The sequence below is a fragment of the Methylobacterium sp. ME121 genome (assembly GCF_000974725.1).
GTDB classification, from domain to species: Bacteria; Pseudomonadota; Alphaproteobacteria; order Rhizobiales; family Beijerinckiaceae; genus Methylobacterium; species Methylobacterium radiotolerans.
Window position 1 is genome coordinate 1 of record NZ_BBUX01000094.1, and the last position, 18,201, is coordinate 18,201.

Consider the following 18,201-nt stretch of genomic DNA (forward strand, 5'->3'; position numbering starts at 1 on the left):
GCCCCGAGACGGGGCTCCATCCCCCCGAGAACAGGAGAGCTGCATGAACCGCGACCAGATCCGCGGCGCGTCCCGCCATCTCAAGGGCCGCGCCCAGACCGCCCTGGGCGGCCTGACCGGCGACCCGGCCCGCCAGGTGCGCGGCGCCGTCAATCAGGTGGCCGGCGGGGCCCAGTACGCCTACGGCCGCGCCCGCGACCGGGCCGAGGACCTCGCCGAGGACCTGGCGGAGGACGGCCGCCACCTGGCCGAGGCCGCCCGGAAACGGGCCGACCACCTGATCGACGAGGGCCGCGACCGGGCCCGGGCCGTGCGCCGCCGCGGCGCGGATTACGGCCGGCAGGCGATCCGCACGGCCGACGCCAACCGCACCAACACCCTGCTGGGTCTGGCCGCCGTCGCCTTCGCGGCGGGCTGGCTCGCCCGCCGTGCCCGCTGAGGAGGCTCCACCGATGCTGCGCAAGCTCCTGACGGCCTTCATCGTGCCGAAGCTCATCGCCTATCTCGGGCGCCGCTACGACCGGCGCCGGGGCACCGGCCGCACCTACTGACGCCCGGATCTGGAGCCCGGGATCGCTAGCCCGGGGCCTTCCAGATGCCGGCGGCGATCCGCGTGGCCTCGACGAGCGCGGCGTGGAGCGCCGCGTCCCCGTCGCGGCGGCCGGCGCGGATCGCCGCGACCAGATCGGACGCCGATGCGGCGCCGTCCAGCGCCCGCTCCCAGGCCCCGGTCGCGGCGCCCGCCTGCTCGATCTCCCGCATGACCAGACCGATCGCGTTGGCGGCCATCAGCAGGACGTAGCGCTGGCGCCCCGACAGGGCCGGGGCGACCTCGTCCAGGAGGCTCTGACGGGCGACCGCCAGGAGGGCGGCGCCGGCGGGCGCGTCCGGGAAGGCGTCGCTCATCGGGCTCCCCACCGCTCGGGCGCGGTCTCGCGCAGGATCGTGGCCTCGAGTTCGGGCGCCATCCGGCCGGTGAGCGCCAGTTCCAGCGACGTCTCCTGACCGGAGACGTGGCGGTGGCCCTGCTCCAGGGCGATCACCGCCCAGCGCAGATGCGCCATGACCTCCCAGTAGCGCACCGCCTCCGGGTCGATCGCGCGCCCGCTCTCGGCCTCGTAGCCGCGGTAGAAGGCGGCCCGCGGGGCGATGCCGCCGGCCTCGAGATCGGGCCGGCCGAACCGCCAGCAGGCGGCGCAGAACCAGCCGATATCCTGCACCGGGTCGCCCCAGCCGGCGAATTCCCAGTCGAGGATCGCCGTCAGGCCCTCGGCATCGACCATGTAGTTGCCGGTGCGGAAGTCGCGGTGGACCAGGACCGGCTCAGGACAGGGCGGCGCGCGGAGCTCGGCCCAGCGCAGGCCCCATTCGAGGGCCGGGCGCGCGGCGCCGATCCCGTCGAGGCTCGCCCGCAGCGCGCGGATCTCGGCCCGGGCCGGCTCCGGCTCGGGCGCGCCGAGGAAGGCGAGGTCGTCCGCCGGGGCGGCTCCCGGGATGCCCGCCCGCAGGATGCCGTGCGTCCGGGCGAGTTCGCGACCGAGCTGCTCGGCGAGCGCCGCGCGGTCGCCGCCGAGGCTCGTGTCCTTGACCACCCGCGGCCCCAGCCCGACCCCGGAGACGAGGCCCATCAGCGCGAAGGGCGCCCCGACCACCCCCGGATCCGCGCAGAAGCCGACCGGCTCCGGCACCCGCACGCCGGCCGCGAAGGCGGCGCGCAGGATCCGGAACTCCTCCGCCCGCGAGCGGCTCGACGCGATGGTGGCGGCCGCGTCCTTGCGCAGGACGAAGCCCCGCGGCGCCCCGTCGACCCGGCAGGACAGCATCCAGTTCTCCTGGATCGAGCCGCCGGTCAGCGGCCGCGCGTCGTCGAGCGTGACCGTCCCGGCCTCCAGGGTCCGGCCGATCCAGGCGCAGAGCGCCGTTCTCTGATCCGCGTCCAGCATGGTGCCTCAGGGCCGCGTCACGGGACGCGCTCGAGGGCCATGGCGATCCCCTGGCCGCCGCCGATGCACATGGTCACGAGCCCGTAGCGGCCGCCGGTCCGGGCCAGCTCGTAGAGGGCCTTCACGGTGATGATCGCCCCCGTGGCGCCGATCGGGTGGCCGAGGGCGATGGCGCCGCCGTTCGGGTTGACCTTCGCGGGGTCGAGGTCGAGTTCGCGGGAGACCGCGCAGGCCTGCGCCGCGAAGGCCTCGTTCGACTCGACGACGTCGAAATCCGCGGCCCGCAGGCCGGTCCGCTCCAGCAGGCGCCGCACCGCCGGCACCGGGCCCATGCCCATCTCGGACGGGTCCACGCCCGCGTGGGCGTAGCCGACGATCCGGGCGAGCGGCGTCGCGCCGTCGCGCTCCGCCCGCGCGGCGCTCGACAGGACGAGGGCCGCGGCGCCGTCGTTCAGCCCCGAGGCGTTGCCGGCCGTGACGCTGCCGGTCTTGGAGAAGGCCGGGCGCAGCTTGGCGAGGTCCTCGGCGCTCGTGGCCTTCGGGTGCTCGTCGGTGTCGAAGGCCACCGTCTCGCGCCGGCGCTGGACCTCGATCGGCAGGATCTGCTCCCGGAACCGGCCCTCGCGGATCGCCCGCGCGGCGCGGGCCTGGCTCTCGGCCGCGAAGGCGTCCTGCACGTCGCGGGGGACGGCGTAGCGCGCGGCCACGTTCTCGGCGGTGACGCCCATGTGGCCGTTGCCGAACGGGTCGGTCAGCGCGCCGAGCATGTAGTCGACCAGCACGGCGTCGCCCATGCGCGACCCGGTCCGCCCGGTGGTCAGGAGGTGGGGGGCACGGCTCATGCTCTCGGCGCCGCCGGCCAGGGCCGTCTCGGCGTCGCCGAGCAGGATGGACTGCGCGGCCGAGACGACCGCCTGCAGGCCGCTGCCGCAGAGGCGGTTGACCGTCATGGCCGGCACCTCCTCGGGGATGCCACCCTCCATCGCCGCGACCCGGGCGATGTAGGCGTCCCGGGGCTCGGTCGGGATGACGTTGCCGAGGACCACGTGGCCGACCGCCTCGGGCGCGGTCCCGGCGCGGCGCAGCGCCTCCGCGACGCAGCGGGCGGCGAGGACGGAGGGGGGCGTGCCGGCCAGCGCGCCGCCGAACGTGCCGATGGCGGTGCGCACCGCGCCTGTGATCACGACCTCGGTCATACTCTCGGCCTCCATGCCTCAATCAGCCTGCCGGCGTGCCCCGCGCGGCGGATGGACGGTGTCGGCGCCGCTCAGGCCCCGACGCCCCACGACCAGAAGGCGTCGCCCTCGGCCTCGAGGTTGCGGTTGAGGACCATCTTGTGGACCTCGTCGGCCCCGTCCACGAGGCGGGCCTGCCGGGCGTAGCGGTAGATCCACTCGAGGGGCGTGTCGGTCGAGTAGCCCCGCGCGCCGTTGATCTGGATCGCCGTGTCGGCGGCGGCGTGCAGGAGGTTGGCCACGTGCACCTTGGCCATCGACACCTCCTTGCGGGCGAAGCTGCCCTGGTCGAGGGCCCAGGCGGCCTTCATCACCAGGAGGCGCCCGATCTCGATCCGCATAGCGAGGTCGCCCAGCATCAGCTGGATGCTCTCCCGGTCGGCCAGCCGGATCCCGAAGCCGTGCCGCTCGGCCGCGTAGGCCCGGGCGATCTCGACGCAGCGCTTCGACAGGCCGAGCCAGCGCATGCAGTGGGTCAGCCGCGCCGGCCCGAGGCGGATCTGGGTGAGCTTCAGGCCGTCGCCCTCTCTCATCAGGACGTTCTCGGCCGGGATCTCCAGGCCCTCGAACAGCAGCTCGCAATGGCCGCCGTGCTCCTCCGGGCCCATGATCGGTATGCGGCGCAGGATCCGCCAGCCGGGCTGGTCCCGGTGGAACAGGAAGGCGGTCAGCCCTTTGCGCGCGTCGTCGGAGGTGCGCGCCATCAGGATGAAGTGCTCGGCCTCCTCGGCGCCCGTGATGTACCACTTGCGGCCGGTGACCACGTAGCCGTCGCCGCGGCGCTCGGCCCGGGTCTGGATCATCCCGGGATCGGAGCCGCCGCCGGGATGCGGCTCGGTCATGGCGAAGGCCGAGCGGACCCGCCCGTCCACGATCGGCGCGAGCCAGCGCGCCTTCTGGTCCGGGGTCGCGACCTTCTCCAGCACCATCATGTTGCCGTCGTCGGGCGCGGCCGAGTTGAACACGACCGGCCCGAAGATCGAGCGGTTCATGGCCTCGTAGCAGACCGCCATGCCGACCTTGTCGAGCCCGGCGCCGCCGGTCTCGGGCCGCAGCTGCAGGCACCACAGGCCCTGGTCGCGGGCGAGCGCGCGCAGCCGGGCCAGCTCGGTGAGACCGATGTTGCCGTGACCGTCATAGGCCGCCGGATCCGCCTCCAGCGGCACGATATGCGCGTCCACGAAGGCCGCGATCCGGGCGCGGTAATCCTCGACGCGCGGGGAGATGGTGAAATCCACGGGCCACCTCCTGGGTCGGTGCCGGCGACGAAAATCGAGCGAGCGCTCGCTTTTTATCGCCTGGATTCGTGCCTGGCAACGGGCTAGACCGCGGGAGCTGGCCCCGGCCGCGGCCCCGGCGGGCTCGCGCGGCGACGGAGCGACGATGGATCGATGAGCCCCGCAGACGCTCCCCCGGCCGCCCCGCCGGCGAACCTTCCGGCGAGGGACGCCTACGCGACCGAGGCGATCTGCGCGCGGATCCTGGCGCGGCACCGGGACCGGATCAGCGTCCGGAAGGACCACGTCGCCGTCGCCAACCTCGCGCGGATCATCGAGGCGGTGCTGACGCTGTCGAGCCGGCAGGGCTTCCACGAGACGAGCCTGCGCGACCTCGCCCGGGCCTCGGGGCTCAGCATGGGCGGGCTCTACTCGTACTTCGACAACAAGAACACGCTGCTGGTGATGATCCTCACCGAGGTGGCCGAGACGGCCGAGGCGGTCCTGCGGCAGGCCCCGGCGGGGATCGCGGCGGATCCGGCCGCCCACCTGCGCTGGCTGATCGAGACCCATATCCGCCTGACCGAGGCGATGCAGCCCTGGTTCGTCTTCGCCTTCATGGAGGCGAAGGGGTTCCCGGCCCCCGCCCGGACGATGGCGACGGAGAGCGAGGCCGCCACGGAGCGCATCTTCGCCGAGGTCCTCGCCCGCGGCGCGGCGGCGGGCGTCTTCGCGGTCGCCGACGTCGACCTCACCGCCGCGCTGATCAAGCCGCTCCTGCAGGACTGGTACGTGAAGCGGGCCAAGCACCGGAAGCGCGGCATCCCGATCCAGCGCTACATCGCGGGCGTGACCGCCTTCGTCGAGAGGGCCATCGCGGCGGGCTGACGCCGCGCGACGGACGAACAACCCTGGTCGAGGCCGCCGCGCGCCCTTATGCCGGGCCCGGAGACATTCCGGAGCACGGGGAGCATGGCCGGACCGATCAGGCGCCGCGCGGGCGCGCCGGAGACCGCCGGGGCCGACGATCCGCTGAGCGGCCTCGCGCCGCTGCTGCGCGTGCGGCCACACCTGGACGACGTCTGCCGCTTCGGCGGCACCTGGGCCGCCGCGCACGAGGCGGAGCCGACGCGGCAGGCCTATTTCCACCTCGTCACGCGCGGCCGCGCCACGCTGCGGCGGCCCGGCGGGGCGCCCCTGCAGGTCGCGGCCGGGGACATCCTGCTCCTGCCGCGCGGCGACGCGCACCTGTTCCACGGCGCGGGGCCGCCGCCGTCGACGCCCCTGCCCGTCGCGGTCCGCCACGCGCACGACCTGCGGTTCAAGACCACCGTCGGGGCCGAGCCGGACGTCGAGCTGATCTGCGGCCGCCTGGCTTTCGAGGCGGCGCCCCGGACCCTGATCGTCACCGCCCTGCCGGACCTCCTGGTCCTGAGCGTCGGCGCCGAGCCCCTCGCCACCCGGTTCGCGCCGCTGCTGGCGGGCATCCGCGAGGAGCTGAACGACCTCCGCGCCGGGTCGGTCGCGGTCGCCGAGAACCTCGCGAGCGCGCTGTTCATGATGATGCTGCGCGCGCATCTCGAGACGTCGGCCCCGGCCGAGGGGCTGCTGCGTCTCCTGGGGCAGCCGCTGACTGCCCGGGCGGTGCTCGCGATGGTGCGCGACCCGGTGCATCCCTGGACGCTCGACGCGCTGGCCGCGACGGCCGCCGCGTCGCGGGCGAGCCTCGTGCGCGCCTTCCGCGCGGCGGCGGGCGTCGCCCCGCTGGAATTCCTCACCGACCTGCGGCTCGGGCTCGCCCATCACCGCCTGCGCACCGAGACGGTCTCGCTGGACCGTCTCGCCGCGGAGGTCGGCTACCAGTCCGCGGCCGCCCTCAGCCGGGCGTTCCTGCGCAAGTACGGGATCCGTCCCGGACAGGCCCGGCAGGCCGAGGCGCCGCCGGCGGGTTGATCCGCGCGGTCATCAGCCTGCGCCGCGCGGCCATCGAGGGCGCGGCCGGCCCCGATTACCTTCCTCGTCATCACGCAGGAGGTCGTCATGCCCATGATCGATTGGAACACCTACCGCCAGCAGGTCACCGCCGGCGTCGGACACTTCGCCAAGCTCAGCCCCGACACGGTGCGGGGCTACGGCACCCTCAGCACCGCAGGCCAGAAGACCGGCCAGCTCGACGCCAAGACCCGCGAGCTGATCGCGGTGGCGGTGGCGATCTCCCTGCGCTGCGACGGCTGTATCACGGTCCACACCGACGCCGCCCGCAAGCTCGGCGCCACCGAGGCCGAGCTGGCCGAGGCCCTCGGGGTCGCCACCAGCCTCGGTGCCGGTGCCGCGGTCGTCTACGCGACCCGCGCGCTCGACGCCTTCGCGGCCTCCGCCGAGGCGTAGCCCCTCCCCCCATCCGATTGAGCAAGGAGTCGTGTCATGAACACGCAGGTTCGCCGCGTCCTCGGCCTCGTCTCGGGGCCTGGCTCGAACCGCCTCGGCCTCCAGGCCATGCGGGTCGCCATCGCGGTCATCTTCCTCTGGATCGGCGCGCTCAAGTTCGCGCCCTACGAGGCCGACAGCATCACGCCCTTCGTCGCCAACAGCCCGGTCATGGCGTTCTTCTACGCCCACCCCGACCAGTACGCCCAGCACCTCACCCACGAGGGCGAGCTCAACCTCGCCGCCCGCGCGTGGCAGACGGCCAACCACACCTACGCGTTCTCCCGCGGCCTCGGCACGGTCGAGCTGCTGATCGGCCTGCTCGTCCTCGCCGGCTTAGTGTCGCGGCGGCTGGGCCTGGCCGGGGCGGTGCTCGCCTTCCTCACCCCGGTGGTGACCCTGTCGTTCCTCGTCACCACCCCCGAGGCCTGGGTCGCCGCGCTCGGCGATGCCCAGCACGGCTTCCCCTACCTGTCGGGCGCGGGCCGCCTCGTCCTCAAGGACGTCACCCTCATGGCCGGCGCCTGGCTCGTCCTCGCCGACAGCGCCAGCGCCGTCCTCGAGCGGCAGACCCGAGCGCCGGGCGCCCCCGCCCGCCTCGACCTCGCGGGAAACCGCTAGGAGACCGGGGCGCGGCCCGCGGGCAGCGCCCCGATCATCGCCCGCAGGCCGCCGATGTCGTCGAGGACGGCGTCGGCGTCTTCGGCGTCTTCGGGGCGCCCGTAGCCGTAGCGGGCCAGGATCGCGGCGGTGCCGGCCGCCCGGGCGGCCGCGATGTCGTGGTGCATGTCGCCGACCATGACGGCCCGTCCGGGCGCGACACCCAGGCGGCGCAGGGCCTCCCGGAGCGGCGCGGGATCGGGCTTCCGCTCGGGCAGCGTGTCGCCGCCCACGACCGTGTCGATCAGCGGCGCCAGCCCCACCGCGTCCAGGATCAGGCCGGTGGCGCGGGCCGGCTTGTTGGTGACGATGGCCAGGGCGTAGCCGGCCGCCCGGAGATCGCGGACCGCCGCGGCGGCGCCGGGGAACAGGGGCGTGCCGGCGGCCGCGAGCGGCTCGTACACCGCCAGGAAGGCCGGCAAGAGCGCCGGCGCCCGCCCCGGATCGCCGCCCGAGGCCCGCAGGGCGCGCCGCAGCAGCGCCACCGCGCCGTCGCCCACCATCGCCCGCATCGCGGCGGCACCGGCTGGCGGCAGGCCCTCCCGCGCCAGGGTTTCGTTCAGGGCTGTCCGGAGATCGGCCAGGCTGTCGACGAGGGTGCCGTCGAGATCCAGGAGCACGGCGTCGAAGCGCGACGGGGCCGCGGGCGGGGGCGCAGGCAAGGGTGTTCTCCGCGTCGCAGTCGGGCCGCCGCGGGACGCCGACGCCTCGCTCTCCGGGACGGGCGGTTCCTAGCGGGTCCGGCGCGCCCGGGCCAGGGCGGGCCGCGCGCCCCGGACGCCGCTCAGCCGAGGCCGTAGCGCGCGGCCGGCGCGCTGCGGGAGAGGTTCGGGCCGAGGCGCAGGCGGGCGGCCTCGAAGGCTGCCCAGTCGTCGATCTCGGGCAGGGACGGGATCGTGACCGGCTCGCCCGCGTCGAGCCCCGCGAGGGCCGCGGCCACGAGATCCCGCGCCTCCATGATCATCGCGGCGGGGATCCGGTCGAGATCGGCGCCCGCCCGCGCGAACAGCTCGGTGCGGGTGATGCCGGGCAGCACCGCCTGCAGGCGCACGCCCCGGGGCGCGAGCTCGGCGGCGAGCCCCTGGGTGAGCGCCAGCACGTAGGCCTTGCTGGCCGCGTAGACCGCGTTGAAGCGCTCGGGCAGCAGGGCGACCACCGACGACACGTTCACGATCGTGCCGCCGCCGCGCTCCGCGAACGCTGGGGCCGCCGCCAGCGTCAGGTGCTGGAGCGCCGTCACGTTGAGGGCGACCATGGGGTCGTAGCCCGACGCCGGCCCGGGGAGGACCGGCCCCATCGGCCCGAGGCCGGCGCAGTTCACCAGCAGGCGCAGCGCCGCGTCGGCGGCGAGGCGCGCGGCGACCGCGGCGACGTCGGCCGGCCGGGTCAGGTCGGCGGGCAGAACCTCGACCGCCACGCCTGTCTCCCCGCCGAGGCGCGCCGCGAGGGCCTCCAGCCGGGCCGCGTCGCGGGCCACGAGGACGAGGTCGTGCCCCCGCGCCGCCAGCTGCGCCGCGTACTCCGCGCCGATCCCCGAGGACGCGCCCGTCACCAGGGCCTTGCCGTGAGCCTGTGTCATCGTGGTCGTCCCGCGGTCAGTTGTCGGGCGCTCAGGCGGCGCCGAGCTTGGTGTTGGCCATCGGCAGGGCGCGGATCCGCTGGCCGGTCAGCGCCGCGACGGCGTTGAGCACCGCGGGCGGCACGCCCGGCAGCCCCGGCTCGCCGACACCGCCCATCGGCGCGCCGCTCTCGACGATGCGCACGTGCACGGCCGGCATGTGCTCCCGGCGCAGGATCGGGTAGGTGTCGTAGTTCTGCGACTGGCGCACGCCGTCCCGGTAGACGATCTGCTCGAACAGGACCGAGGACAGGCCGAGAGCGGCCGCCGACTCGACCTGCGCCTTGACGATCGCCGGGTTGACGATGCTGCCCGGATCGAACGCGATCCAGAGATTGTGCACGCGGGCCTCGCCGCCCTCCACGGACACCTCCGCGACGGTGGCGGTCTCCGACCCGAAGGGCGAGGCCATCGCGACGCCGCGGGCGCGCTGGCCGCCCCCGGCCCGGTAGGGGCCGCGCCGCCAGCCGCCCGACATCTCGGCCACCGCCGTCAGCAGGGCGCGGTGGCGGGCGCTGTCCGCGAGGAGCGCCATGCGCAGCGCGAAGGGGTCCTGCCCGCCGGCCTGCGCGACCTCGTCGAGGAAGCTCTCGTAGAACGCGTCGTTCATCGAGTGGCCGACGGAGCGCCAGAACGCGATGTTCACGGGATGCGCGACCTTGGTGAAGGTCATGCGCCGGTTCGGCACCGCGTAGGGCTTCTCGACGATGCCCTCGACCGCGGACGGGTCGACCGGCGTCCGCATCATCATGCTGAAGTAGCGGCCGATCGGCCCCTCGCCGACCGTGCGCACCGTGACGGCGGTCGGCCGGCCCGCCGCGTCGAGGGCCGCGCGGAATCGGCTGAAGCTCAGGGGCCGGACCGCGTCGCGGGCGAACTCCTCCTCGCGCGACCACAGCACCTTCACGGGCCGCCCGGTCGCCTTGGCGAGCAGGATCGCCTGCGGGAACGGGTTGCCGGCCTCGTAGGTGAAGTGCCGGCCGAAGAAGCCGCCGAGCATCGGCGAGTGGATGCGGACCTGGGCCGGCTCCAGCCCCGCGACCTTGGCCGACACCGCCTGGAACACCTCCGGCATCTGGTTCGGCAGCCAGACGTCGAGGGTGCCGTCGCCGTTGAACCGCGCGATCGCCGAGGGCGGCTCGAGCTGGGCGTGGGCGAGGTAGGGTGCCTCGTAATCCGCCTCGACCACCTTGGCGGCGCTGGCGAAGGCGCCCGCCACGTCGCCCTCCGCCTCGGCGACGTGGCCCGGATCGGCCGAGGCCTTCAGCGCCGCGAGCATGCCGGCGGAGGAGAAATCGGCCGCCACCGTGTCGAGGCCGCTGGCCTTGCCGGCGGACCAGTCCACCTGCAGCGCCTCGACGGCCTTGCGGGCGCGCCACCAGCTGTCGGCCGTGACCGCCACGGCCCCCGGCAGGCGGTGCACGGCGTGCACGCCCGGCATCGCCCCGATCTCGGCCTCGTTCTTCAGGCTCTCCGGCTCGGTCCCGAGCCGCGGCGCGTGCTGCACGGCGGCGTAGAGCATGCCGTCGACCTTCTGGTCGATCGCGTAGATCGCCCGGCCGGTCGACTTGTCCCGCGCGTCGATCCGCGGGACCGACCTGCGGATGTAGCGGAAGGTCCGGGGGTCGCGCAGGGCGACGCCCTCGTTCGGCTTCAGCGCCAGCGCGTCGGCCGCCAGGGCGCCGTAGGGGAGCGCCGTGCCCGATGCCGGGTGCAGGACGACCCCGTCGCGGGTGGTGAGTTCGCCCTCCTGAACCTTGAGCCGGGCCGCGGCGGCGCGGATCATCAGGTCCCGGGCGGTGGCGCCGAGACGCCGCATGACGTCGTAGCTCGACCGGGTCGAGAAGCTGCCGCCGGTCATGCGGATGCCGTTCACGACGGCGTAGTCGGGACCGGGCGGCGCGCATTCCACCGCGAAGCGGGACGGCGGCACGTCGAGTTCCTCGCCGACGATCTGCGCCAGGCCGGTGGCGATGCCCTGACCGCCCTCCACGAAGGGGCTCAGCAGCCTGATGGTCCCGTCCGGGTGGATCTCCAGGAAGGCGGCGACCCGGGTGCCGGGCTTGGGCGCGAGGGCGCCCGCACCCTCTGCGGGGCCCTGCGCCTCCGCCCGGGCGGCGCGGAGAGGCACGACGGCGCTCAGCACCAGGGCGCCGCCGGCCGCCGCGAGGACACCGCGGCGGGAGGGGGAAGGCCGGCGGGCCGGGGCGTCGGGGACGGGATCGACGAGGGTCGCGCCGTGACGGGCGGAATCCAGGAGCTGGTCCATGGCGGCCTCCTCAGGCGGCGGCCTGCCGCACGGCGGCGGCGATGGCGTTGTAGGTCCCGCACCGGCACAGGTTGGTCATCGCCTCGGCGATCTCGGAATCGGTGGGCTTGGGCGTCTGCTTGAGGAGGGCCGTGGCGGCCATGACCTGGCCCGACTGGCAGTAGCCGCACTGGGGCACCTGCACGGAGACCCAGGCCTCGACGACTTTCCGGCCGACGGCGTCCTGCTCGATCGCCTCGATGGTGGTGACGGCCTGGCTGCCGACGCTCTCCAGCGGCACCTGGCAGGAGCGCGTCGCCTGCCCGTCGAGGAGCACCGTGCAGGCCCCGCACTGAGCGATCCCGCAGCCGTACTTGGTGCCGGTCATCCCGAGTGTGTCGCGCAGGACGAAGAGGAGCGGCGTGTCGGGCTCGGCCTCGACCGCGCGCGGCTGGCCATTGATCGTCAGGTTCACCATGGCCGCGTTTCTCCGAGGATCGGCTGAGCCCCCGGCCATGCTTACGGTCGCCCCCCGGGATCGGCCTACGTCAAAAAAGCCACGTTTCCGGCCATGTCCGCGCGATCAGGCGACCGCGAGCGGCCCGGCCGCCCGGCGGATCGTCCGCGGCACCGCGCCGTGGACCCGGAGGAACGCGCGGCGCATCCGCTCGCGGTTGGCGAAGCCCGCCTCCTGGGCGATCTCCTCGATGGGCAGGCGGCTCTCCTCCAGCATCAGCTTCGCGGCCTCGACGCGGATCGTCTCGATGGCCTTGGCGGGCGAGACGCCGGTCTCGGCCCGGAATAGCCGGGTGAACTGGCGCGGGCTGAGGCAGGCCACGGCGGCGAGGTCCTCGGTGGTGAGCGGCCGCCGCAGGTTGCGGCGGGCGTGGGCGAGGACGCTCTGGATCCGGTCCGTGCGCGCATCCACCTCGAGCAGCGCCGAGTGCTGCGCCTGGCCGCCGGCCCGGCGGCGCTCCATCACCAGGCCATGGGCGACGCGGTGGGCGAGGTCGCGGCCGTGGTCGCGCTCCACCATGCCCACCGCGAGGTCGATCGCCGCCGACATGCCGGCCGAGGTCCAGATGTTGTCGTCGGCGATGTAGATCTTGTCGATGTCCAGCCGGGCCGCGGGATAGCGCTCGCGGAACTGCGCCGCGAAGTGCCAGTGGGTCGTGGCGCGGCGCCCGTCGAGCAGGCCGGCATCGGCCAGGACGAACGCGCCCAGGCACAGCCCCGCGACCCGCCGGGTCGCCCGGGCCGCCACCCGGAGGTAGCCGGCGAGGCCCGGCGTGGTCTCCGGGAGCCCGATCCCGGCCGCGACCAGGATCGTGTCGAAGGCGTCCGGCGCGCCCAGGGGCTCGGTGGCGATGTCGGGGCCCAGGCCCGCGCGGACCCGGCCGCCCTGCTCGGCGAGCACGCGGACGTCGTAGAGTGTCGCCCCCGCGTACTTGTTGGCCAGCACGAACGGCGAGGTCACCGCCAGGGCCATGAAATCGAAATCGGGACAGACCACGAGGCCGATCCGCCGCACGACAGCCATGGACCACCGCTCCGCTTCGCCGGCGGCCAACATCAGGCCCCGGCCGGGCCGGCACAAGAGTCGTGGCCGGAAAGGAGGCATCCGCGTCCGGAACCGCTCCCGGAGCGGAGTTCGGCGAAGATCTCAGGGCCGATCTCGGGGCCGGTCTCAGGGCCCACCCCCTGCCCGGCTCCGGACGTTCTAGCGCGGCTTGGCGTCGGCCGGGGTGGGGTCGGTGCAGGTGACGGGCTTGCCGGACCCGTCGGTCCACGTGACCGACCGCCCCTTGCCCCGGAGTTCGTGCGTGGCGTCGGCGTAGCGGTATCCCGAACCGCTCATCTGCACGGGCAGGGTGACGGCGGCGCCGTTCGCCGGCCGGACCACCGCCTTGTCGGGCCCCGCCGCGTTCACGAACGTGACGGCCAGCGCCTGTCCGTTCGAACAGGCGAAGGTCACGTCGATCGTCTCGGCCCGCCCGGGCCCGGCGGCCATGGACAGGCCGCCGAGGAGGATCGCCAGGCGGGCGGCCCGGTCACGGGTTCTCATCGGTCTCTCCCCAACCTCCCGGCCTCGGCCGCGTCGCGGCGGCGATCATCGCCGGGATGCGCCGCGCGGGCAATCGACGGGCAGGCAGCCAGTCCTGGCGGCCCGCCGGGAGTCCGGGCACGGGCGAGACCCGGCGTGGCATCGGGTCGGGCCTGCCGGGCCGGCGCGGGACCAGCCGATGAAGATCTGAAATCAAGCCCCAGCAACTGAGTCAATAAAATTCACGGCGCCACTCAGTCAAGACAGGGCAGATGTCGCCGAAACTCCGATCGATCGCCATCACGTCTTCTGAAGATCGCCGATAAAGGGGTCCCGAGAGCGCGCGGCCAGGCCCCGGACGACTATTTTCCTCTTTCGTCGCTTAAATGTCTCCTTAATCAATCAAAAATAGTAATAGGAAAATAGCGCAGCCACAGCTCCGATGAACCGTCCTAGACATCTGCTCTCGTTACTGATCGCGTCGTTGACCGCATCCGCCCGCGGCCTGACCGCCACGCGTCAGCTCGCGGAGCTGCAGAAGCAGGTCCCGAGCCTCTACGGCCTGCTCTCGGTCAATGCCGGCGCCCTCGCCGTGACGCATTACGGTCTGGCGCCCGCTTTCCTGACGCTCGGCATCCCGGCCGTCGTGATCTCGCTGTGCGTGGTGCGGGCGGCGCACTGGCTGCGGCTGCGGCCCGAGACGTTCGGCGAAGCGCGGGCGTCCCGTCACCTGCGGCTGACCACGGTGCTCACGGCCTTCTTCTCGGTCGCCTTCGTGATCTGGGCGATGGTCCTGAACCGGTACGGCGGCCCCTACGAGCAGGGCCACGTGGCGATCTTCGTGGCCGTCACGGTGATCGCCTGCATCTTCTGCCTGACGCACCTGCCGGTCGCGGCCTTCCTGGTGACCGGCATCGTCATGAGCGTGTTCCTGTTCTGCTGCGTGACCAGCGGGAACGACGTCTTCCTGGCCATCGCCGCCAACACGGCCTTCGTCACGGCGGTGATGGTCCGCATCCTCAACACCAACTACCGGGCCTTCGTCGACCTCGTCGCGTCCCAGGCCGTGGCGAGCCGGCTCTCGGAGGAGAACGCGCGCCTCGCCCAGACGGACAGCCTGACCGGCCTGCCCAACCGGCGCTACTTCTTCCAGAAGCTCGACGAGGCGATCCGGTCGTCCGCGGGAACGGAGACACCCTTCGCCCTGGCGATCTTCGACCTCGACCGCTTCAAGCCGATCAACGACACCTACGGGCACAATGTCGGCGACCGGGTCCTGGCGGAGGCCGGCCGGCGCCTCGCGGGCTTCGCGGGCGCCGACGCGGTGGTGACGAGGCTGGGGGGCGACGAGTTCGGCGTGCTGCTGCGCGCGCCGGATTCGGCCGCGGCGGCGCTCGCCTTCTGCGACGGCGTCTGCACGGCGCTGCAGCAGCCGATCCAGATCGGCGACATCCGGGTCGTCACGGGCTGCTCGGGCGGGCTCGCCCTGCCCTGCCGGATCTCGCACGACGCCGACGCCCTGTTCGACCGCGCCGACTACGCGCTCTACCACTCCAAGGAGCAGCGCCGCGGCGCGACGACCCTGTTCTCGCAGGAGCACAAGGACGCGATCCGCGCCGAGCAGGCGGTGGAGACGGCCCTGCGGACGGCGGATCTCGCCGCCGAGATGGTGCTGCACTACCAGCCGGTCCTCGACCTCGAGACGGGCCGGACCGCCTTCGTGGAGGGTCTGGCGCGCTGGACGAGCCCGACGCTGGGCCGCGTCGCGCCGGACCGGTTCATCGCGGCCGCCGAGCGCTGCGGCATGATCCACACGGTGACGCTCCTGCTCCTGCGCAAGGCGCTCGCCGACGGCGCGCGGCTGCCGCCCGGGACCGGCCTGTCCTTCAACCTCTCCGCCCACGACCTCGCCTCGCCGGAGACCGTCCTGGCGATCCTGGCGGCGGTACGGGGCAGCGGCCTCGACCCGCGCCGCCTGACGCTCGAACTGACCGAGACCGCCCTGATGCGCGACTTCGATCACGCCAAGGCGGCCATCACCACCCTGCGCAGCCTCGGCATCAAGATCGCCCTGGACGATTTCGGGACCGGCTATTCCAGCCTGGGCTACGTCCACCGCCTGCCCCTGGACAAGATCAAGATCGACCGCGGCTTCATGGCCGACATCGACACGGACCGGGGCTGCAGCCTCGTCTCCGCGATCCTGGACCTGTGCCGCAACCTCGGCCTCGACGGGATCGTCGAGGGAATCGAGACGCAGGCCCAGCTGGACGTGGCGCGGCGGCACGGCAGCCGCTACGCCCAGGGCTACCACATCGGCCGCCCGATGCCCCTCGGCGACCTGCTGGAGCGGCTGGAGCGCGAGGGCGCGGCGGAAGCAGAGGCAGAGGCCGGCACGGTGCGCCGGAGGGCCTGAGGCGGCCCCGGCGCGCGGCGGAGCCGCGCCCTCAGGCGCGCCGGAGGTTCCAGAGGATCGGGAAGCCCGGGAGGCGGCCCGTCAGGTCGCGCCGGTAGGACGTCATCGAGCGGTAGGAGCCGACCGGCACGAACACGACCTCCTCAAGGGCGATCCGCTGCATGTCGGCGCAGATCGCCCGGCGCGCCTCCGCGTCAGAGGCCGCGAACCACGCGGTCCGCAGCGCCTCCAGCCGCGGCACCGACGGCCAGCCGAACCACGCGTTCGGCCCGTTGGCCCGGAGCGGCTGGAGGGCGGCGGGGTCGGCGTTGTCGAAGGACGAGAAGGTCGTGAGCAGCACCGACCAGCCGCCCTTCTCGACGGGCTCGCGCGAGACGCGCCGCTGGATCACCGTGCCCCAGTCGCTCAGGGCCAGGTCGACGTTGAAGCCGATCCGGGGGAGCAGGTCGGCCGCGACCTGGGTCAGCGCCGACGGCGCCAGGATGTCGGTGGGGCCGATCAGCCGGATCTTCGCCCCGTCGTAGCCCGAGGCCTTGAGCGCCGCCCGGGCCGCCTCCAGGCTGCGCGGCCCGGTCAGCGCCTCCAGGCCGGCCTGGCTCGCCATCGGCGTGCCCGGCGTGAAGATCCCGCAGCGGTCGTCGTAGGTGGCCGGATCGTCGCCGACGATCGCCGCCATGAAGTCGCTCTGGACGATCGCCGGCAGCACCGCCCGGCGCACCGCGACGTCGTCGAAGGGTGGCTGCAGGTGGTTCATCCGCAGGATCGCCGGGTTGGTGAGCCGGTCGAGGCCCTCCACCACGATGTCGCGGTTGCGGGCGAGCAGCTGCTGGAGCTCGGGCGGCGGCTGCTCGTACCAGTCGATCTCGCCGTTCTGCAGGGCCGCCGCCGCGGTGGCGCCGTCGGCGATGATCCGCCACTCGATCCGGTCGAAATGGGCGACCTTGCCGCCCGCCGTCAGGCTCGGCGTCCCGGGCGCCGGCACGTAACCGGGGTGGCGCTCGTAGACCATCAGGCTGCCCGAGTTGAACTCGTCGGCCTTCCAGCGGAACGGCCCGGAGCCGGTGGCGTCGGTGATCTGCTTGAACGGATCGGTTTGGGCGATCCGCTCGGGCATGACGAAGGCCGGCTGGCTGACGCTCGCCAGCGCCTGGGGCAGGAGCGGGAACGGCGCCTTCAGGCGGAACACGATATCGGTGTCGCCGTCGTGGGCGAGTTCGTCGGTGGCGGCCATCAGGGTCTGGCCGAAGCCGTTGCGCGCCGCCCAGCGCCGGATGCTGGCGACGCAGTCCCGCGCCAGGACCGGCGTGCCGTCGTGGAAGCGCAGGCCCGCGCGCAGGGGGATCGTCACCCGGCGCCCGTCCTGCTCGACCTTGAGGCCGGCCGCCATCTGCGGCCGCGGCCGCAGCTCGGCGTCGAGGCCGAACAGCGTGTCGTAGATCACGTAGGCGTGGTTGCGGGTGACGATCGCGGTCGTCCAGATCGGATCGATCGAGGTGACGTTCGCCTGGGGGACCATGCGCAGGACCCGGGCGCCCTGCGCCCGCCCGACGGCCGGGGCCGCCAGGGCCGCGGCCCCGGCGGCGAGGAAGGTGCGTCGCCTCATCGTCACTCCCCGAACGGTGGACCTCCGCGTCGCAAGCGCCGGACCAGGGACGCCCCGCCTCAGCTCAGCGCGACGGCGAAGCCCCGCTGCACGGCGGGGCGCGCCATCATCCGGTCGTACCAGCGCCGGACCTGCGGGTAGTCGGCGAGGTCGACCTGATGGCGCTCGTGGCGCCACGCCCAGCCGAGGATCGCGAAATCCGCCACCGAGAGCGGTCCCGCGACGTACGCGACCTGCGCGAGGCGCCGGTCCAGCACGCCGTAGAGCCGGTGCGTCTCCGTGCTGTAGCGGGCGAGCCCGTAGGCGCGGTCGGCCTCGGCGACGGTCAGGAAGTGGTGAACCTGGCCGGGCATGGGCCCGAAGCCGCCCATCTGCCACATCAGCCATTCCAGGGCGGCGACGCGCTGCCGCCGGTCCTCGGGCAGGAAGCGGCCGGTCTTCTCGGCGAGGTAGAGCAGGATCGCGCCGGACTCGAAGACCGGGATCGGCGACCCGTCCGGCCCGTCCGGATCGACGATGGCGGGGATGCGGTTGTTCGGGCTGATCGCCAGGAAGTCCGGCGCGTGCTGCGCGCCCTGGGTGATGTCGACCGGGATGACCCGGTAGGGCAGCGCCATCTCCTCCAGCGCCACGCTGATCTTCCGGCCGTTGGGGGTGTTCCAGGCGTACAGATCGATCATCGCGGGCGCCTCCGCCGTGCGGAGGGAAGCTAGGGCCGGCCGCGGGGTCCGGCAATTCGGCCGGCGCTCAGGCCGCGACCGCGGCCGCCTCGGGCTCCGGCAGGCCGAGA

Annotated in this window: 18 protein-coding genes; 6 read left to right on the forward strand and 12 right to left on the reverse strand. The window is 73.9% G+C overall.

Features of this window, described 5'->3' with window-relative positions; all coding sequences use genetic code 11:
* The first annotated feature begins 43 nt into the window (after window positions 1-43).
* Entirely contained in the window at window positions 44-439 is a 396-nt protein-coding gene (locus tag ME121_RS29965) for a CsbD family protein (RefSeq protein ID WP_012321375.1), read from the forward strand.
* A 137-nt stretch (window positions 440-576) separates the two neighbouring features.
* Here ME121_RS29965 and ME121_RS29970 read toward each other — a convergent pair whose 3' ends face one another.
* The 4 genes from ME121_RS29970 to ME121_RS29985 form a co-directional block, all read right to left on the reverse strand.
* Window positions 577-906, reverse strand: a complete 330-nt coding sequence (locus ME121_RS29970; protein ID WP_012321373.1) for a DUF6285 domain-containing protein — start codon at window positions 904-906, stop codon at window positions 577-579.
* Window positions 903-1,943, reverse strand: a complete 1,041-nt coding sequence (locus ME121_RS29975; protein ID WP_059410117.1) for a phosphotransferase family protein — start codon at window positions 1,941-1,943, stop codon at window positions 903-905. Before ME121_RS29975 ends, ME121_RS29970 begins: the two co-directional genes overlap by 4 nt.
* A gap of 17 nt (window positions 1,944-1,960) precedes the next feature.
* On the reverse strand, window positions 1,961-3,139 hold the full coding sequence (bktB, locus tag ME121_RS29980; RefSeq protein WP_059410122.1) for a beta-ketothiolase BktB: 1,179 nt from the start codon (window positions 3,137-3,139) through the stop codon (window positions 1,961-1,963).
* A 71-nt stretch (window positions 3,140-3,210) separates the two neighbouring features.
* Window positions 3,211-4,416: an acyl-CoA dehydrogenase family protein gene (locus tag ME121_RS29985; RefSeq protein WP_059410118.1), complete on the reverse strand. Its 1,206-nt coding sequence runs from the start codon at window positions 4,414-4,416 to the stop codon at window positions 3,211-3,213.
* Between the two features lie 153 nt (window positions 4,417-4,569).
* On the opposite strand from ME121_RS29985, the gene ME121_RS29990 reads away from it, so the two are divergent.
* The 4 genes from ME121_RS29990 (at window position 4,570) to rclC (ending at window position 7,443) form a co-directional block, all read left to right on the forward strand.
* Complete coding sequence (locus ME121_RS29990) at window positions 4,570-5,283, forward strand: TetR/AcrR family transcriptional regulator (RefSeq protein ID WP_059410119.1); 714 nt, start codon at window positions 4,570-4,572, stop codon at window positions 5,281-5,283.
* Window positions 5,284-5,367: 84 nt separating this feature from the next.
* Window positions 5,368-6,348, forward strand: a complete 981-nt coding sequence (locus ME121_RS29995) for an AraC family transcriptional regulator (RefSeq protein WP_059410120.1) — start codon at window positions 5,368-5,370, stop codon at window positions 6,346-6,348.
* Between the two features lie 87 nt (window positions 6,349-6,435).
* On the forward strand, window positions 6,436-6,783 hold the full coding sequence (locus ME121_RS30000; RefSeq protein ID WP_012321367.1) for a carboxymuconolactone decarboxylase family protein: 348 nt from the start codon (window positions 6,436-6,438) through the stop codon (window positions 6,781-6,783).
* 36 nt (window positions 6,784-6,819) lie between these two features.
* Complete coding sequence (rclC, locus tag ME121_RS30005; protein WP_024828788.1) at window positions 6,820-7,443, forward strand: reactive chlorine resistance membrane protein RclC; 624 nt, start codon at window positions 6,820-6,822, stop codon at window positions 7,441-7,443.
* Here the strand turns inward: rclC and gph are convergent.
* The 6 genes from gph to ME121_RS30035 all read right to left on the reverse strand — a co-directional run bounded on the left by gph (window position 7,440) and on the right by ME121_RS30035 (window position 13,413).
* A complete protein-coding gene (gph, locus tag ME121_RS30010) occupies window positions 7,440-8,144 on the reverse strand; it encodes a phosphoglycolate phosphatase (RefSeq protein WP_059410121.1) in 705 nt (234 codons plus the stop codon). The genes rclC and gph overlap by 4 nt on opposite strands.
* A gap of 122 nt (window positions 8,145-8,266) precedes the next feature.
* Window positions 8,267-9,061, reverse strand: coding sequence for an SDR family NAD(P)-dependent oxidoreductase (locus tag ME121_RS30015; RefSeq protein ID WP_029361445.1), 795 nt, complete (start codon window positions 9,059-9,061; stop codon window positions 8,267-8,269).
* Between the two features lie 31 nt (window positions 9,062-9,092).
* A complete protein-coding gene (locus ME121_RS30020; RefSeq protein WP_089231504.1) occupies window positions 9,093-11,369 on the reverse strand; it encodes a xanthine dehydrogenase family protein molybdopterin-binding subunit in 2,277 nt (758 codons plus the stop codon).
* A gap of 10 nt (window positions 11,370-11,379) precedes the next feature.
* Window positions 11,380-11,826, reverse strand: coding sequence for a (2Fe-2S)-binding protein (locus ME121_RS30025; RefSeq protein ID WP_012321362.1), 447 nt, complete (start codon window positions 11,824-11,826; stop codon window positions 11,380-11,382).
* A 105-nt stretch (window positions 11,827-11,931) separates the two neighbouring features.
* Window positions 11,932-12,888: a GlxA family transcriptional regulator gene (locus ME121_RS30030; protein ID WP_089231506.1), complete on the reverse strand. Its 957-nt coding sequence runs from the start codon at window positions 12,886-12,888 to the stop codon at window positions 11,932-11,934.
* 180 nt (window positions 12,889-13,068) lie between these two features.
* Complete coding sequence (locus ME121_RS30035; RefSeq protein WP_012321360.1) at window positions 13,069-13,413, reverse strand: MliC family protein; 345 nt, start codon at window positions 13,411-13,413, stop codon at window positions 13,069-13,071.
* A gap of 421 nt (window positions 13,414-13,834) precedes the next feature.
* Between ME121_RS30035 and ME121_RS30040 the strand changes: the two genes are divergently transcribed.
* Window positions 13,835-15,808 (forward strand): putative bifunctional diguanylate cyclase/phosphodiesterase, encoded by a 1,974-nt coding sequence (locus ME121_RS30040; protein WP_012321359.1) that lies wholly within the window; start codon window positions 13,835-13,837, stop codon window positions 15,806-15,808.
* Window positions 15,809-15,839: 31 nt separating this feature from the next.
* Here ME121_RS30040 and ME121_RS30045 read toward each other — a convergent pair whose 3' ends face one another.
* Both ME121_RS30045 and ME121_RS30050 read right to left on the reverse strand, forming a co-directional pair.
* The gene (locus tag ME121_RS30045) at window positions 15,840-17,411 is read right to left on the reverse strand and encodes an ABC transporter substrate-binding protein (protein ID WP_029361449.1); all 1,572 of its coding nucleotides are present in this window, start codon (window positions 17,409-17,411) and stop codon (window positions 15,840-15,842) included.
* Window positions 17,412-17,470: 59 nt separating this feature from the next.
* Complete coding sequence (locus ME121_RS30050) at window positions 17,471-18,091, reverse strand: glutathione S-transferase N-terminal domain-containing protein (protein WP_012321357.1); 621 nt, start codon at window positions 18,089-18,091, stop codon at window positions 17,471-17,473.
* Window positions 18,092-18,201 lie beyond the last annotated feature (110 nt).

What these genes read in the sequence shown, in the direction of transcription:
- ME121_RS29965 (WP_012321375.1), top strand. Translation starts at nt 44, where the DNA reads ATGAACCGCGACCAGATCCGCGGCGCGTCCCGCCATCTCAAGGGCCGC.
- ME121_RS29970 (WP_012321373.1), bottom strand. Translation starts at nt 906, where the DNA reads ATGAGCGACGCCTTCCCGGACGCGCCCGCCGGCGCCGCCCTCCTGGCG.
- ME121_RS29975 (WP_059410117.1), bottom strand. Translation starts at nt 1,943, where the DNA reads ATGCTGGACGCGGATCAGAGAACGGCGCTCTGCGCCTGGATCGGCCGG.
- bktB (WP_059410122.1), bottom strand. Translation starts at nt 3,139, where the DNA reads ATGACCGAGGTCGTGATCACAGGCGCGGTGCGCACCGCCATCGGCACG.
- ME121_RS29990 (WP_059410119.1), top strand. Translation starts at nt 4,570, where the DNA reads ATGAGCCCCGCAGACGCTCCCCCGGCCGCCCCGCCGGCGAACCTTCCG.
- ME121_RS29995 (WP_059410120.1), top strand. Translation starts at nt 5,368, where the DNA reads ATGGCCGGACCGATCAGGCGCCGCGCGGGCGCGCCGGAGACCGCCGGG.
- ME121_RS30000 (WP_012321367.1), top strand. Translation starts at nt 6,436, where the DNA reads ATGCCCATGATCGATTGGAACACCTACCGCCAGCAGGTCACCGCCGGC.
- rclC (WP_024828788.1), top strand. Translation starts at nt 6,820, where the DNA reads ATGAACACGCAGGTTCGCCGCGTCCTCGGCCTCGTCTCGGGGCCTGGC.
- ME121_RS30015 (WP_029361445.1), bottom strand. Translation starts at nt 9,061, where the DNA reads ATGACACAGGCTCACGGCAAGGCCCTGGTGACGGGCGCGTCCTCGGGG.
- ME121_RS30020 (WP_089231504.1), bottom strand. Translation starts at nt 11,369, where the DNA reads ATGGACCAGCTCCTGGATTCCGCCCGTCACGGCGCGACCCTCGTCGAT.
- ME121_RS30025 (WP_012321362.1), bottom strand. Translation starts at nt 11,826, where the DNA reads ATGGTGAACCTGACGATCAATGGCCAGCCGCGCGCGGTCGAGGCCGAG.
- ME121_RS30030 (WP_089231506.1), bottom strand. Translation starts at nt 12,888, where the DNA reads ATGGCTGTCGTGCGGCGGATCGGCCTCGTGGTCTGTCCCGATTTCGAT.
- ME121_RS30035 (WP_012321360.1), bottom strand. Translation starts at nt 13,413, where the DNA reads ATGAGAACCCGTGACCGGGCCGCCCGCCTGGCGATCCTCCTCGGCGGC.
- ME121_RS30040 (WP_012321359.1), top strand. Translation starts at nt 13,835, where the DNA reads ATGAACCGTCCTAGACATCTGCTCTCGTTACTGATCGCGTCGTTGACC.
- ME121_RS30045 (WP_029361449.1), bottom strand. Translation starts at nt 17,411, where the DNA reads ATGAGGCGACGCACCTTCCTCGCCGCCGGGGCCGCGGCCCTGGCGGCC.
- ME121_RS30050 (WP_012321357.1), bottom strand. Translation starts at nt 18,091, where the DNA reads ATGATCGATCTGTACGCCTGGAACACCCCCAACGGCCGGAAGATCAGC.